A 15,048-nucleotide genomic window follows, 5' to 3' on the forward strand; every position below is an offset into this window, starting at 1 on the left:
CATTCTGAATGGTTTAATAGATTTTAAATTCATTCGACATAATGCAACATAATACGACATTATCTCTTACTGAAATTAGCTTGTAAGGTACTGTATAGTTTAACTATGTAAAATAATAATGAAGGATGTAGAATAATGAAAATTAAACTATTGATTAAGATTACAACAATTACTCTTTTTGTTTTTTTTAGCATGTTTACTGTTTTACCCGCATATGCAGCACCTGAAATTGAAAAAAATGTTATTCAAAACGATCGGCAAACAGAAAAGAACGTTCAGTCGAAGCAAAATTCCACTACACTTACATTAGGAACTAAATATTTATATGGCCAATCTGGATTGTTGGATTATATTCATTTGCCAACAGGAAATTTCATGAAACATATTTACGATAATAACGGGAATTTACTTAAAAAGAACCTAGTTTCGTTAGTGCCAGAGCATTCACTTCCTTTTACAGGAGATAATGTGATCGAGCTCTCGAACTTGGCAATAAATACTCAGATAGGCAATGCAAATACAGTTGAGTTTTGGATGTACTGGGATGGTACTGAAGGAGTCATGCCATTCTCATGGAAATCGGGATATGATTTATTCTTTCAATATGGTTATTTTGGGTTTAACACATTCAATGGTGAAGTTTTAGGCGTTCCTTCATCATCATTTGTGAATAAATGGGTTCATGTTGCGACAGTTTTCTATAATGGTCTTGCAGATGCACAAAGTTGTGAATTGTATATTGATGGGATAAAGCAGCGTCTAGCTATTATAGGAACTTCTCCTACAGTTAGCTCAACAGCTGACACAAATGCCTTTATCGGGGGATTCAAATCAGGCGGGAGTAATTACTATTCATACAAAGGGAAAATTTCTAATCTCAGAATTTGGAATAAAAAACAAGAAGTGAGCATTATACAAAAGAATATGTACAGAAATGTGAATAAAAGCGACCCAACATTAGTTGGTGAATGGCTGCTGACAGATCCGCCGGTACAATCCAAAAAAATTGAAGGTAATAAAGTTACCAATCTTTCTGATTTGAATATTACTACTTCTATCGGTGGTAAAAACACAGTAGAATTTTGGATGTATTGGGACGGCAGAGAAACAGCAATGCCGTTTGCCTGGTCTTCTCAATATGATCTTTATTTCTCTGGAGGTTACTTTGGATTTAATATTTTTAATGGAGATGTGCTGGGGATACCTTCGGCGAGTCTGAAAAATAAATGGGTACATGTTGCAGCCATTTTTTATAATGGGATCCCTGATGTGAACAATACTGAGTTATATATTAATGGTAAAAAGCAGACATTAAGAGCATTTACCACCGGACAATCATGGTCAGTGCAAGCTTCCTCTAATGCTCATATAGGTGGATTTTCATATAATATGGAAAGCTCTTATATGTTTAATGGTTATTTGGCCGATTTGCGAATTTGGAATAGAGCTCTAAGCTCATCAGAAATTAGCAGCAGTATGTATTCAATTCTAAAAGGTAACGAAAATGGTCTTGTTGGTGAATGGAAGCTAGCAGATAAACCAATTGGATCTACAAAATTTTCTGGAGAAAAAATTAATGAATTAGAAGTCCTCGGAGTTAATACAACTATAGGCGGGAAAAACACAGTTGAGTTTTGGATGTACTGGGATGGAACAGAAGTGGTAATGCCATTCGCTTGGAGTTCTGAGCATTATGATCTTTACTTAGTTTGGGGACATATCGGCTTTAATATTTTTAATGGCGATATACTTGGAGCTTCTTCAGCACAGTTGAAAAATAAATGGGTACATATAGCAGCCGTATTCTACAATGGAGTTCCTGATGAGAATAATGTCGAGTTGTACATTAATGGAGAACGTCAAACATTAAAATCATTGCAAGGAGCTGCGAAAATGGAAGTCCGTACAAGCAAAAAGATTAACTTGGGTGGATATAAGGAAGGAAATGTTAATCTTTATGTTTTTAAAGGTTCACTGGCACAACTTAAAATTTGGAATAGAGCTTTAACATCGAATGAAATAAAATCCAGAATGTATCAGACATTGCCTGATCAAACCCCTAATCTAGTAGGGCAATGGGAATTAAGAGAATCTGATTATTTGTTAGTAGAAAGATAGTTAGATAATTAAATAGAATTTGAGAGGAAAAGGATATGAATAAAATATTAATTCGTGCTGTGTTTATTTTTTTAATCACAATGGTTATAACAAGTGCAACTACCAGTTCTGTTAATGCTATGGCCGATTATTATTATGATAGTAATGGGAGACTAGTACAAGTTGAATTATTAACAGGAGAAATAATTGAATATCAGTATGACCAGAATGGCAATATGATTTCAAAAGTTACCAAAAGGTTGTCTAATAGTTATCCATATACTTTTGGGTCTGAACAAGGAGCAAATAATTGGTTTTATCAAGTGTGGAATGGATTGAAGTATGAAGATATGGTTTGGGATTCTCAAAAAGCAAGGTGGCAAGGCAAATATAGCTGGGATGTAATTACTGACAAATGGATGCATCCGGACACAAATAACACTGTTCTTAAATGGGTTGCCCCGCATAAAGGTTATATAAATATAAAAGGTAATGTTAAGAAGCATCCAATAAATCGGTTGGGTGACGGAGTCAAAGTTAAGATTATGAAAAATAACGTGAAAATGTGGCCTGAATCTGATTGGCAACTAATAGAAGGCAATGATGGGATTGGAGTGAGTCATAATATAAATTTGAATGTTGCAGAAGGTGACAGCATTTATTTTATTCTCAATCAGAATGGAGATATTTCTTACGATGCAACAATATGGAATCCTATCATCACGTTCAAGGAGTCCTATGTATCAGAGTTTGGAAATCAACAAGGAGTAAATAATTGGTTCTATCAATCATGGAATGGTACCAAATATGAAGACATGGTATGGGACTCTCAGAATACTAGATGGCGTGGCGGGCATGCTTGGAATTTAATTACTAAAGAATGGTTGCATCCTGATACGAATGACACTGTTCTTAAATGGGTAGCCCCTCGTACAGGTTCCATAAATATAAAAGGTAAAGTTAGCAAGCACCCAATAAATCTCTTGGGTGATGGTGTGAAAGTAAAAATAATGAAGAACAACACAAAAATTTGGCCTGCACAAGATTGGACATTCATAAAAGGTGATGACAGTGTAGGGGTTATTCATAATGTTAATGTAAACGTTACAGCAGGTGATCAAATTTATTTTATTTTAAATAAGATCATAGATCTATCTTATGATGCTACATTATGGAATCCTACGATTTCATATTTTCAATGAGTACATTAAACAATTAGTAATTAAGGCTAATGAAACATCCACGAATCAGTGGTTTGTTCAGTTTAACTGGCTCCTTAAAGACTCCTGCGAACGTGGTAAAAGCAAGGATTCATATGCATGCAACCGCGATTGCAGCTAATTCTTCAGTTGATATTTATATGGATAGTGTTTCACTTTCACTAGGAACTGAAGCGAATGTATTCAATAACGGAGGGTTTGATGAATACACGGGAACCAACAGTGCGGCAGACGGTTGGGCCAAGTTTGATGCATCGGCAGGCTTGGCTGCCTATGCATCCGTTGAAAATCCCTCTACAGGTGGGAGAAGTCAGAGACTGGCAGTTAACGGAATGGCACCATAGGTTATTTCAATATCTACCAAGAGGTCTACCTTTTATCTAATAAAAAGTATAATCTCAGCGGGAAAATAAACATTGCAGCATTATCAAATGCCAGATTCCAAGTAGCTGTGCACTATTATAGTTCCTCAGGAGTGTTTTTGGGAAGCGCTACACCATTCGAATTGAATCAGACAACGAACGGCTGGTTAGATATTCAGGGTACGTTAACAGCCCCAACTGATGCGGCAAGGGTAAGGATTCATCTTCACGTCACATCGACAACAGCAGCAAATTCTTCAGCAGATATCCAAGTTGATGATTTTAAACTGATACGCGTTAACTAACTTAAACGAAATAAATAATAAGGGAGAGAACACCTGAGTGAAAAGAATAGTAAGTTTAATGCTAATTGCAAGTATGGCTTTATCCGTTTTTTCAGATAGTAACAGCGTGTCAGTATATGCTTCTTCCAACAACAACAATTCACAATCTGTAAATGAATCCGTATACCTTCCAGAAGTATTGGATGATGAGACTACGGTAACAAACTCGGTTTATAAATGGGGCAGATTTTCCGATGATGAGGTTGCTTACATCAGAGAGTATTACTCTATTATCATGAAGAAATTAGCAGCTTTCTATTATTCTGAGTTAAGCCCTCTATTGGAAACAAATGAATTACTTTCAATGCTGGAGTGGGACGGATCTGAGATCTCATCCATTATTGCTACTTTAACTGAGAAAGAAAGAGAAAGTTTAAGAAAACAGACTCCGGTAGTAATGAACCAATACGATTTTGATAATCATAGAGAAGAAACGTTAGAGAAAATGAATGTGCAAGCCGACCCGCAGATTATTAACGTTGAAGGAAATGAAGTAATTGACAATATGCTTGAGACATATGAGGAAACCGTGACGAGCGCAACTTATGGAGCTTCAACTTCAAAACAATTTGCGAACAGCACGGGTAACCCTTATCGATTTGAAGAGTCCAACAATTCCTTTCACTACAGCGCCAATACTAGTTCAAATGTCGACCCTATGTATAAAACAAGTAATCAGCGTGAAGTTGATTTATATTTGCCAGGACGTAATGGCCTCGACTTCTCTATTACTCGATCTTATAATTCTTTGAATGCTAAGATTTTATTACCGACACAGGACGGCAATATGAGTGCAAGTCCTTATTGTAACCCAACGAATAGCTGGTATAAGAATTATCTACCTGATTGTATGGGGAATACGCCTACCTCTTATATTTATGATATACATAAAGACCCGACTTTTCTTGCTGTTGGTTGGTCTTTGAATATTCCGCATATGCAAAAAGGAACTATTCAGGCTTTGACAGGATCTGTTCTGACATCTGGTAATGTGAATTATTACTATCGTTCATATGATAATTTCTATGATTATATTACCTTTTCTTTGGATGATGGCACTTCTTATGAGTTCCGTGGTGGAAGTACTCCATATAACCATCCTTATAGTAATGTCACATACAACTTTAATAACGGTACCTATAACTTAGTAGTAGATGATAAAATCACCTATAGATTTGACGAATCGGGTAAGCTGGTTTCAAAAAGTAATCTGTGGGGAGATACGATTACTTACTCATACAGCAGCGATAAAATATTTATTACCGATTCTGTCGGCAGAACGATTGAATTAATAAAACCTACCTATTCCGGTTATTCTGGGTTTATTGTAAAAGATAAGCTAGGTGCTAAGACACACGAAATTAAATATGATGTGACTTATAAATATGATGCTGTTACATATGTCAGAGCATATGACATGTCTACGATTGATACGCATAAGGAAGATTCTGAAGGGAGATTCTCTCCTTATCATCAATTGAATGCAATTATTGATGTGGTTGATAATAATAAAATATTAAAGACTTATACGTATTACACGCCTGATATTACAAGAAATGCAGATTTCAATTTTGAGGATGACTATTATTATACAACCTCTAATGGATTGCCTATTCTGGATTTTAATAATGGAGCAGAGGCCAAATCTATTGTTGACCGTGATGCGGCAACTCACGGGTCCATCCCCTACTTATTATTAAATGAGGTAACGGACACAACAGGACTAACCACTCAATTTAAATATCAAACCTCTAACTGGGCATGGTACTATGAGCAAAATGGTCTTAAGCGCGAGCAAACAAGAGGTACAATTAGATTGTATATGGACCCTTGGAACCTTTCTTATGTTGGCTATCATCAAGTTACCAATGTCTACTATAAATATAAAGCTAACACAGGTGAGCAAAAGCTGCTTACTCAATATGTATCTATTTATACAAGCGTAGCACAAGAAATATGGACAACACCAAAAACTGGAGGGGTAGTAGAAAACTACCGATTAAAATATAGCAGTAATTTCCGACAACCAACTGTACCTTCAAGCATTGCGTTCGATTACGGAGGTTATAGAGAGGATATTACTAGTGAATATCGCCCTATTAACGGAGGGTTATTTGTCACTACCTATGAGTATAAATATCCAGGTAACTTAAGTAATGGAGTACAATATGTTGAAGATGGCGTTTATTACGGTAACTCTCGACAGGAAATGCAAGCATATCAGTATGACCCTAACAAAAATAAACCGTATTTAACCAAACAGTTCGACTTATCTGATAAAACTGATGAGATGAGGAAGTTCTTATGGCAAGGGCAAGATAGAAACTTGCCTAGTCAGATAGCTCAGTATGCTGCGCTTTACCGAACAGAATATGACGCGTATGGCGCTGTCATTTATCAAGAGGACCCGTATGGAAATAAAGTAGAGACTACTTATGGAGGGCCTTTTCATCAAGTCAGTGTACTGAAACAAACAGCCTCAGACGGATTAACAAAAAGTGAAACTACTTATACTTATCAGGCAGACGGTACCCTTTCAAGTTCAGTACAAAAAGGATATTATCGTGATTCTAACAACCCGGCACTGGTTCAGGAGGATCAAGTAGTGACGGAGTATTCTTTGTATAATGCGAATAAGCAGCCTACAAGAGTTCGTACAGTAAGCTCGGGAAGCCAATACGGAAGTCAGCCTTTGGAATCGATAGTTGACTTACGGTATGATGCGGATAATCTGCATGTCATTGAAGAGAAAACGCATGTAACACTGAGTAAGGGGCAAGCTGCTGTGCCGCTTATTGTCTCTTATAATTACGACAACCGGGATCGATTGAGTAAACAGACATTTCCGGATGGAAGCACAGCCACGTATCAGTATGATCTGAATAATCGTATGATTTCCGAAACCTATACACCATCTCCATCTAATCCTGGAGCTGCTCGTACTAAAAGCTATAGCTATAATGATGCGCAACGATTAATTGTGGAAGAGTGGCCAGACGGGAAAAAATTATATACAAATTATACTCCTTACGGTGATGTTGAAACACAGACTCAGTCTATCGGTTCTCAAACAAGGGTAAACATAAAAAATATTACGAATTCTACAGGGAAATTGATATATTTCTCACAACCCTATGGGGATCCTGCTAAGCAAATAAAGTATGATTACAGCAGTAATGGTCAAATTAAACAAACGACCGATCCACTAGGTTCTACTAATTATTATTATGCTAATATGGCATCCAAAGTAGATGGCTCATCGTCTTATTTGCAAAATACGACGAAGGTAGTTTCTCCTGATGGAAAAGAAATGTGGACTTTCCAAGACAAGACAGGAAGAACGCTTAAGCAGGTGGAGACCAACGGAGTAAAAACAAGAACAACCAGGTATGCATATACTCCACTGGGAGCTTTATCGCAAATGCAAGTAAGTGCTAATGGAGAGACACAAACGACACAATATAAATATGATAGTACTGGCAATCTGATATATCTGAAGGATCATGAGAATAATGTCAATCGTTATGTTTACAACCGCTTAGGTCAAGTGATTGCTACGTATACGAATGATCAATTGCAGAAACAAAGCGAATACAATCAAGTAGGCTGGCAATTACTTAAAACCAATGCTGAAGGTAAGCAAGATAAATATCAGTATACGAACACGGGATTGTTGGACTCGTACACCGATAAAATGAATCAAACCCATAAATATACGTACACTCCTTATGATGAAGTGAACCGGCAGTCTGTTTTGAATGCGAGCGGTACAGAAGTTTATTGGCAGCAGTACAGCTACAATCCAATCACTAGGTTGCTTGCAGGGGTATCGAATAGCGAAGGAGAAAATCAAGGATATAACTATGACGAGTGGAATCGATTAAATCGTCAAACGGTGGCAAATCGTAATTATGATATACAATATGATAATTACGATCGTATGAAATCTCTCAAGTACCCGGATGGCGAGTTAGTTTCATATAATTATGATGTATTGGATCGCATTCTTTCGGTTACGTCTCCGAATATGGGAGTCGTTCAGTATGACTACACGATTTCACTTAATGAGAATACGAGTAAATTAACTTATCCTAATGGTCTTGTACAGACACGGAAGGTGAACTCCTTTGGTGAGCTTACCTCTTATGGTCAAAATTCAACGACTAACAACACTTCGAATTGGAGTGAAATTTTTAGTCACGATGGTTTTAGTAATATATCGAACATTAATCGAAATGGTTCGAATCTGACATTTCATTATGATGGACTGAACCGTATTAAAGACGAGAGCACACCTGAAGGTGAACGTACCTATTCGTACGATGAGCGGGGGAATCGTCTTACTGCATCAGGGGATTTACCTGGATTAGATATGGAAGAATCAGCTTACACCTATAATCCGCTTAATATGCTCAAAACTTATTCTTCGGGAGATAAGCAAGCTTCGTATACGTATTACGGTGATGGATTGCGAGCAACAAAAACGGTAAATGGAAAGTTAAGCCGGTATGTATATTTAAATGGGCATATCATAGAGGAACTAGATGCCAATGGGAATACGAAAGCAAGGAATGTCTGGGGGAATGAATTGCTCTATCGGCATGACTATGTTGCTAATAAGAAAGGTTATTATTCTTATAATGGGCATGGTGATGTTATAAAAATAACGGATGGTAGCGGGAATGCTATTAATACGTATAATTATGATATCTGGGGCAATATTCTATCTCAGACAGAGAATATGTCCAATCCCTTTAAGTACACAGGGGAAGTTTATGATGAAGAAAGCAAATTGTACTATCTTCGTGCTCGGTACTATGATCCTAGTATAGGTAGGTTTATTAATGAGGATACGTATGAAGGGGAGATTAATAATCCGCTTAGTTTGAATTTGTATACGTATGTAATGAATAATCCATTACTATACTCTGACCCATCTGGGCACAAAGCTAAAAAAGGGTTAGACCTTACTTGGGCAAGCTTTTTACAAAGATATGGTAGCATTGAGATAGCTAATATACTTGAAGCACGATTAGATGGTGATATATCAGTAGAAGAAATGTTTGATTCTCTTGGAATGAGTTTTACTGATTGGGACGATGCAATAGTCGATGATGATCAAGTAGGTACTGTTTCTTATCAAAAAGGCGCAGGACCGAACTTAGATGAGACTAGAGTCGCAACTATATTGTCATGGACGGGACAAGATGTTACTCATTTAGCGAAAAAAACAGGGAATGACCCTGCTACAGGTAAACCATATAAAAATCCTGATTACAAAGTGGACGGAGTAGTAACGGAACTGAAAACGTTAAATGGTGACAAATTGAATTTAACGACCGGAGCAGGACAACTTGCAAGTGGATTAAAACAAGCGGGTACAGTTATATTAGATGCAAGAAAATATGAGAATGTTTCGGAGTTTGAGGCTTTTGATATGCTCTTTTATGGGCTAGTGCAAGCTCAAAGAAATAAAGTTCCTCTCTACGATTATATGGAAATGCAGGTTTGGACAAGAGATGGGATGTATATATGGAATATTGGTGACATTGGTATAGGAATGGAATATTTTTAGAAAGGAGCATGTAGAATGGGAGTGAAGTTTACCGCAATTTTTAATAATAATAATTCAACATTTGAGAAAATCGAAAATCTAAAAAGGAAATTGAAATTAGAATGGAGTAAAAAAAGAAGTGAAGATAACTCATTAGATTGGTCTACAATTTATTGTGATGACCCCAAAGAGCATTTTGAAAGATATGGACACGTAGGACTAATGGGTTCTAATGGGGATTTATTGAATATTAGTTCGAATCTAATTGAGTTGCAAAGCGAGGTAGATTGGTTTGCTTTTTTGAAATTTCCTGAAACTAGAGAGGAAGTTAGAGCAGATTGTTTATTGATTGCAGGTATGGTGGGGAATCCTATTTATTTACCTGATTCCTACTCATACTCCTCATTTGTATTTGAAGGAAATACTTTCGATGATGTTTTAAGTTCACTACAAAAAAAATACGGTGAACCAATGAAAGATATTGCTTGCATGTTAATACAGAATGAATTTTACTGGGAGACGACAGGCTATTACATTGATTCATTGATTTAAGTGTGCTCAACCACATGAGAGTATATTTCCTCCATGTGGTTGCTTTTTTATCATTATTACAAAAGAAAGGTATCCGTATATGAAAAATAAAATTGATATTAAAGCAATTTTAATTGGTGTAATTGTTTATTTTATAGGAAGTTTTATTTTTCCATTAGCATTTACATATTTCCTTGTTACTATTAAATTTGAATTAGTTCTTTTGCTTAGTCCAATAGCCGAATTAGTGCTCGATTTGTTTTTAATTTCGATTGTAATACTCTGTGCAGGATATTGTACAAATACATTCAGTAGCAACAAGAACAAGTTAATAAATAGTATAATAGTCGGTGTCTTAATCAGCCTGTATAATATTGTTGGTACAATGACTGGTATTAACAATTATGAAACCCATATGTTCTATATAAATATATGTTTTGATTTATCTATTATAATACTATCTTGTATAGGTGGAATAATATCAAAAAAGTTGCAATACAAAAAAATAATTTAAATGCCCCCCTTTAGAATTTTATCGAATTGGTCAAGACCTGTGTATAAAGGCATGGATTCGCTCTTGAGCATCTTCCAATGAACCGATAGAATAGGGATTAGAGAGCTTCTGCTTTCAAATGAGAGAAGAAGCTCTCCATAGCGGCGTTGTAGTAACAATTGCCGCGTCTGGACATGCTGATTTTGGCGCTAACCTGGTTCAGCATGTTGCGGTATGCATGGGACGTATACTGACATATTTAATCGCCGAGAGGTAAAGCCAGGTTTCTCCGACCGCATACTGGGTGATGTCCGTGACCCACTTCTGTTTTGGCTCAACAGGTTCTCTGCGACAAGCGGAGGAAGTCCTTCTCCGTGGGGCTTTGCCTAAATTTTACGCCGAATGATCGATTTCAAATTCATTTCCTGCATGAGTCGAAGCACCTTCTTATGATTCACAAGCCATCCCTCTGAGCTTGGATACGACGATAATCGCCATGCACTTGCGAGCACGATATCATCCGCTACGGGAAACAGCTAAGAACGTACACATTCCTTTGATGGTATAGGTTCCAACAAACGATTCTACAACGAGCCGCTTTCCCCAGACACCTCCTGATTCAAGATCGCCAACCACTTTTTTAGCCCCACATTCTCTATTTCTAATCGCTTCACATAGCGACTTTGTTCCGTCTCTTGGCGAAGAAGGCGCTCCTCTGCGATCTTCAAACACGCGATCACCTTTCTTGCGATAGGTAGCCATCCATGTTTTCACTCGATTCGCTTCATAGATGCCTAATTGTTTCTTAATCGCACGATACGTCCAATTCTCCTCAACCCGTAGTCGAATGGCTTCACGCTTTAAGCTCCCTGGATAATGTTTATACGTTTGTCCCTTCTTTGCCATAAAAAAGCACCCCCTAGAATTTCATCGGATAAAACCAGGGGTTTATTCCAATGTCTATTCTAAGGGGGCAGCCAAATAAACCAAGGGAGCTATTTTCTAATTTAATGGGTGCACATCACTTTTCTTTTAGTGTATATTTTGTAGGCTCTGATTCAGCTGTAACTGACCTCTGCTGTTCAATTATTTGTTTTCTTTACTTTAATCAGGTTTCCATTAGCATCATATTCATATTCAAGGACAACTCCGTTCGGATATAATACCTTGGATAGTCTGCCATTGATATCGTAGAAATATTGGACTCTTTTATTTAGAAAATCTAGGTTACCAGTCGTGTTTATGAGTTTAAATTCGATTTGATCAATATCTAAATAGGCTTGCTCCTCACCGCCTACTCCAAATTGAACCTTTACTGCAGTCGCATTTGGACGGGTAACAAAGAATAACTCTTTATATTTCCATGTCCAATTTCCTTTATTAAATTGCTGTATGCTTTCATCCAGCACTGCTCCGTTTGAATCGAACTGAGTTATTTTTAATTTTGCATATCCAGTTGGCAGGGTGTATCTTAACCAGGCTGCAAACTGATAGGCTGAGCCTCCTATAACAGGTATTGATTTAGATGAAGTAAACTGATATGAATTTATATCACCAACACCATTGTAAAGCCGATAGTGATTTTTCCCTTGTTTCGGTACGAATTGTGCTATAGTGGCATAATTGTATTGACTAGAGCCGGTATGCCAGACCGCTTCCCAGAAGTCAGGAAGGGTATTTAAATTAATATCATTTTCAAAATCCTTATTTAAATCAATTTCTAGCAGACTTACCTGATCAACATCAAGATAGGCCCCAACTTCTCCACCGACTTCAAAACGTATCCGAACCGTATCTGCATTTGGTTTGGTTACAAATTGCTCATTCTTGGAGTGCCACTTCCAACCACCATTTTTATATACGTAATGGGTTTCTCCAATGTTTTGTCCAGCTTTATCAATTTGGATAATACTCATAGCAGATCGTCCATAAGGTAAAGTGTATCTTAACATAGCATTTAATTGGTAAGGTGTTCCTGGCTTTACTTGTATTAGATCAGAAATTACATATTGATAGGAATTGACATCATCTAGGCCATTATACAATCTGTAATAGTTATTTCCTCCAACAGGAGTATAGGGGATCAGCGTAGCATATGAGTCTTGATTAGTACCATATCTCCAACTACTCTCCCAAAAATCCGGTAGGCTGTTATTATTAGAATCATTCTCAAAATTACCATTAATATCTGGCAGGTCATTTGGTGTGTTTTCTGGTGTCAGGCTAACCTGATCAATATCAAGATAACCACCAATTTCACCACCTACTTCAAATCGAATTCGAATGAAATCAGTTGTTGGATTGGTGACGAACTGTTCGCTCTTGGAGTGCCACTTCCCCCCTCCATTTTTGTACACATAATGAATTTCTCCCACGTTCTGTCCAGTTTTATCTCCCTCTACAATGCTCATAGTAGCTCGTCCTTCTGGAATGGTGTAGCGCAGTAAGGCATTTAAATTGTAAGTATTTCCAGCTTTCACTGGTATCGGATCGGATAGAACGTAGTGGTATCCATTTTTATCGCCTGTGCCGCTATAGAGTCTATAGTGATGCTTTTTTATCATCGGCTCATATGGAGCCAAACTAGCATACGGATTGAAACTAGTGCCATTTCTCCAAACAAGCTCCCAGAAGTCAGGAAGATTATTGCCATTTGAATCAATTTCAAAACTGCCGTTAATGCTAGATGACTCTCCATTAACTGAGGCTGCTGTTGTGATTGTTGGGGCTGAGAACAATATAAGTATAATAAAAAACATTAGCGCAACCTTATTTTTCATTTTTTCCTCCTATAAAGTAATTTAAAGATGAATAACAATAATTAATAATAGTTAACTTGATATTATTACTGTCTGTCAATGTTTTAATAATTTTCATGATTATTAAGATCTAGATCGAAATAATTAAATTTGATTTATAAATTTAAGTGAATAAAGTTTTCTTTTGTCTAAATTTCATAATTCGACAAAATAAATGTTAATTCGACATTTTATCTTACTGAAATGGATGGCATATGTATTATATAGTATTACTTAGTGGTCGAAAAATGAAATAAAAGAAGAGATACTTAGAACAATACGTATGCTTTCATTAAATAGTCATGTTTCTATCTTGATTATAGTCCGTTTGAAAATAAACTTCGGTATTACACAGTAATAATGCGAGTACAGAATTATAAAGGAGTGGATTTTAATTTTTATAAAACAGCCGTATAAAATCAAGAATTATTTTCTCAAAGTCTTATTAATGATTTTATTACTAAACGGCATGGTTTTTACAAATTCAGTAGCCTATGCAAATGGTGATGAAACTACTTATTACTATGATGCACAGAACCGACTAGTAAAGACTATAAGGCTGGTAGGAGCACTCACTTATCAAACGGATTATATTTATGATTCAAATGGGAATTTACTGAAGAAGGTAACCAAACAAATAGCTGCAGTTAAAAAAAACATTATTGTCAATGGCAGCTTTGAGAAGAATACAGGGACGACAGGGGTTGCTGACGGATGGGTCAAATTTGATGCTTCTGGAGTTGGGGGAGTGTTCAATGTAAACCAGACACTTGCTGTATCAGGGGCTAATAGTCAACAACTAACTGCTTATAATATGAGTGCCACAGGGTACTTGAATGTTTATCAGGATGTTCGGTTAAATCAGAACAGTAATTATGCGTTTAATGCAATGATTAATATAGCTACCCTTACTAATGCCAGATTCCAAGTCGCTGTTCATTATTACAATTCTTTGGGGGAATTTGTTGGTGCGGACGCTCCGGTTGAATATAACAATCGAACTAATGGCTGGCTCAGTGTGAGCGGTATATTAAAGACTCCTGCGAATGGGGTAAAAGCAAGAATTCATTTGCATGCAACTGCGATTGCAGCTAATTCTTCAGTTGATATTTATATGGATAGTGTTTCACTTTCACTAGGAACTGAAGCGAATGTATTCAATAACGGAGGGTTTGATGAATACACGGGAACCAACGGTGCGGCAGACGGTTGGGCCAAGTTTGATGCATCAGCAGGTTTGGCTGCCTATGAATCCGTTGAAAATCCCTCTACAGGTGGGAGAAGTCAGAGACTAGCAGTTAATGGAATGGGCCCATTGGGTTATTTCAATATTTACCAAGAGGTATATCTATTATCTAATAAAAAGTACAATCTCAGCGGGAAAATAAATATTGCTGCTTTATCGAATGCCAGATTCCAAGTCGCAGTTCACTATTATAGTGCCTCAGGAATGTTTTTGGGAAGCGCTACGCCATTCGAATTGAATCAGACAACGAATGGCTGGTTAGATATTCAGGGGGCGTTAACAGCCCCAATCGATGCGGCAAGGGCAAGGATTCATCTTCACGTTACATCAACAACAGCAGCAACATCTTCAGCAGATATCCAAGTAGACGATTTTAAGCTGATTCGCATTAACTAACATAAAT

The 15,048-nt window shown here is 36.9% G+C and carries 9 protein-coding genes and 1 pseudogene; 6 read left to right on the forward strand and 4 right to left on the reverse strand.

Going from position 1 to position 15,048, the window contains the following annotated elements:
* Positions 1-135 precede the first annotated feature (135 nt).
* The 5 genes from IEX98_RS25295 to IEX98_RS25315 all read left to right on the forward strand — a co-directional run bounded on the left by IEX98_RS25295 (position 136) and on the right by IEX98_RS25315 (position 10,129).
* Entirely contained in the window at positions 136-2,118 is a 1,983-nt protein-coding gene (locus IEX98_RS25295; protein ID WP_188892477.1) for a LamG domain-containing protein, read from the forward strand.
* Positions 2,119-2,153: 35 nt separating this feature from the next.
* Positions 2,154-3,299, forward strand: a complete 1,146-nt coding sequence (locus IEX98_RS25300) for an RHS repeat domain-containing protein (RefSeq protein ID WP_188892478.1) — start codon at positions 2,154-2,156, stop codon at positions 3,297-3,299.
* A gap of 113 nt (positions 3,300-3,412) precedes the next feature.
* Positions 3,413-3,661, forward strand: coding sequence for a hypothetical protein (locus tag IEX98_RS25305; protein WP_188892479.1), 249 nt, complete (start codon positions 3,413-3,415; stop codon positions 3,659-3,661).
* Between the two features lie 360 nt (positions 3,662-4,021).
* Complete coding sequence (locus tag IEX98_RS25310) at positions 4,022-9,598, forward strand: RHS repeat-associated core domain-containing protein (RefSeq protein ID WP_188892480.1); 5,577 nt, start codon at positions 4,022-4,024, stop codon at positions 9,596-9,598.
* A gap of 15 nt (positions 9,599-9,613) precedes the next feature.
* On the forward strand, positions 9,614-10,129 hold the full coding sequence (locus tag IEX98_RS25315) for a hypothetical protein (protein ID WP_188892481.1): 516 nt from the start codon (positions 9,614-9,616) through the stop codon (positions 10,127-10,129).
* 599 nt (positions 10,130-10,728) lie between these two features.
* On the opposite strand, the pseudogene IEX98_RS29640 reads toward IEX98_RS25315, so the two are convergent.
* The 4 genes and pseudogenes from IEX98_RS29640 to IEX98_RS25335 form a co-directional block, all read right to left on the reverse strand.
* Positions 10,729-10,854: pseudogene (locus tag IEX98_RS29640) on the reverse strand (IS3 family transposase); the annotation flags it as partial.
* A 133-nt stretch (positions 10,855-10,987) separates the two neighbouring features.
* On the reverse strand, positions 10,988-11,113 hold the full coding sequence (locus tag IEX98_RS29585; RefSeq protein ID WP_188892483.1) for an IS3 family transposase: 126 nt from the start codon (positions 11,111-11,113) through the stop codon (positions 10,988-10,990).
* A gap of 4 nt (positions 11,114-11,117) precedes the next feature.
* A complete protein-coding gene (locus IEX98_RS25330; protein WP_188892484.1) occupies positions 11,118-11,507 on the reverse strand; it encodes a transposase in 390 nt (129 codons plus the stop codon).
* Positions 11,508-11,683: 176 nt separating this feature from the next.
* Positions 11,684-13,381, reverse strand: a complete 1,698-nt coding sequence (locus IEX98_RS25335; RefSeq protein ID WP_188892485.1) for an RHS repeat protein — start codon at positions 13,379-13,381, stop codon at positions 11,684-11,686.
* A 466-nt stretch (positions 13,382-13,847) separates the two neighbouring features.
* Between IEX98_RS25335 and IEX98_RS25340 the strand changes: the two genes are divergently transcribed.
* On the forward strand, positions 13,848-15,041 hold the full coding sequence (locus tag IEX98_RS25340) for a carbohydrate binding domain-containing protein (RefSeq protein WP_188892486.1): 1,194 nt from the start codon (positions 13,848-13,850) through the stop codon (positions 15,039-15,041).
* The last annotated feature ends 7 nt before the right edge of the window (positions 15,042-15,048 follow it).

The sequence above is a fragment of the Paenibacillus radicis (ex Gao et al. 2016) genome (genome assembly GCF_014641555.1).
Classification (GTDB): domain Bacteria; phylum Bacillota; class Bacilli; order Paenibacillales; family Paenibacillaceae; genus Pristimantibacillus; species Pristimantibacillus radicis.

What these genes read in the sequence shown, in the direction of transcription:
- IEX98_RS25295 (WP_188892477.1), top strand. Translation starts at nt 136, where the DNA reads ATGAAAATTAAACTATTGATTAAGATTACAACAATTACTCTTTTTGTT.
- IEX98_RS25300 (WP_188892478.1), top strand. Translation starts at nt 2,154, where the DNA reads ATGAATAAAATATTAATTCGTGCTGTGTTTATTTTTTTAATCACAATG.
- IEX98_RS25305 (WP_188892479.1), top strand. Translation starts at nt 3,413, where the DNA reads ATGCATGCAACCGCGATTGCAGCTAATTCTTCAGTTGATATTTATATG.
- IEX98_RS25315 (WP_188892481.1), top strand. Translation starts at nt 9,614, where the DNA reads ATGGGAGTGAAGTTTACCGCAATTTTTAATAATAATAATTCAACATTT.
- IEX98_RS25330 (WP_188892484.1), bottom strand. Translation starts at nt 11,507, where the DNA reads ATGGCAAAGAAGGGACAAACGTATAAACATTATCCAGGGAGCTTAAAG.
- IEX98_RS25335 (WP_188892485.1), bottom strand. Translation starts at nt 13,381, where the DNA reads ATGAAAAATAAGGTTGCGCTAATGTTTTTTATTATACTTATATTGTTC.
- IEX98_RS25340 (WP_188892486.1), top strand. Translation starts at nt 13,848, where the DNA reads ATGATTTTATTACTAAACGGCATGGTTTTTACAAATTCAGTAGCCTAT.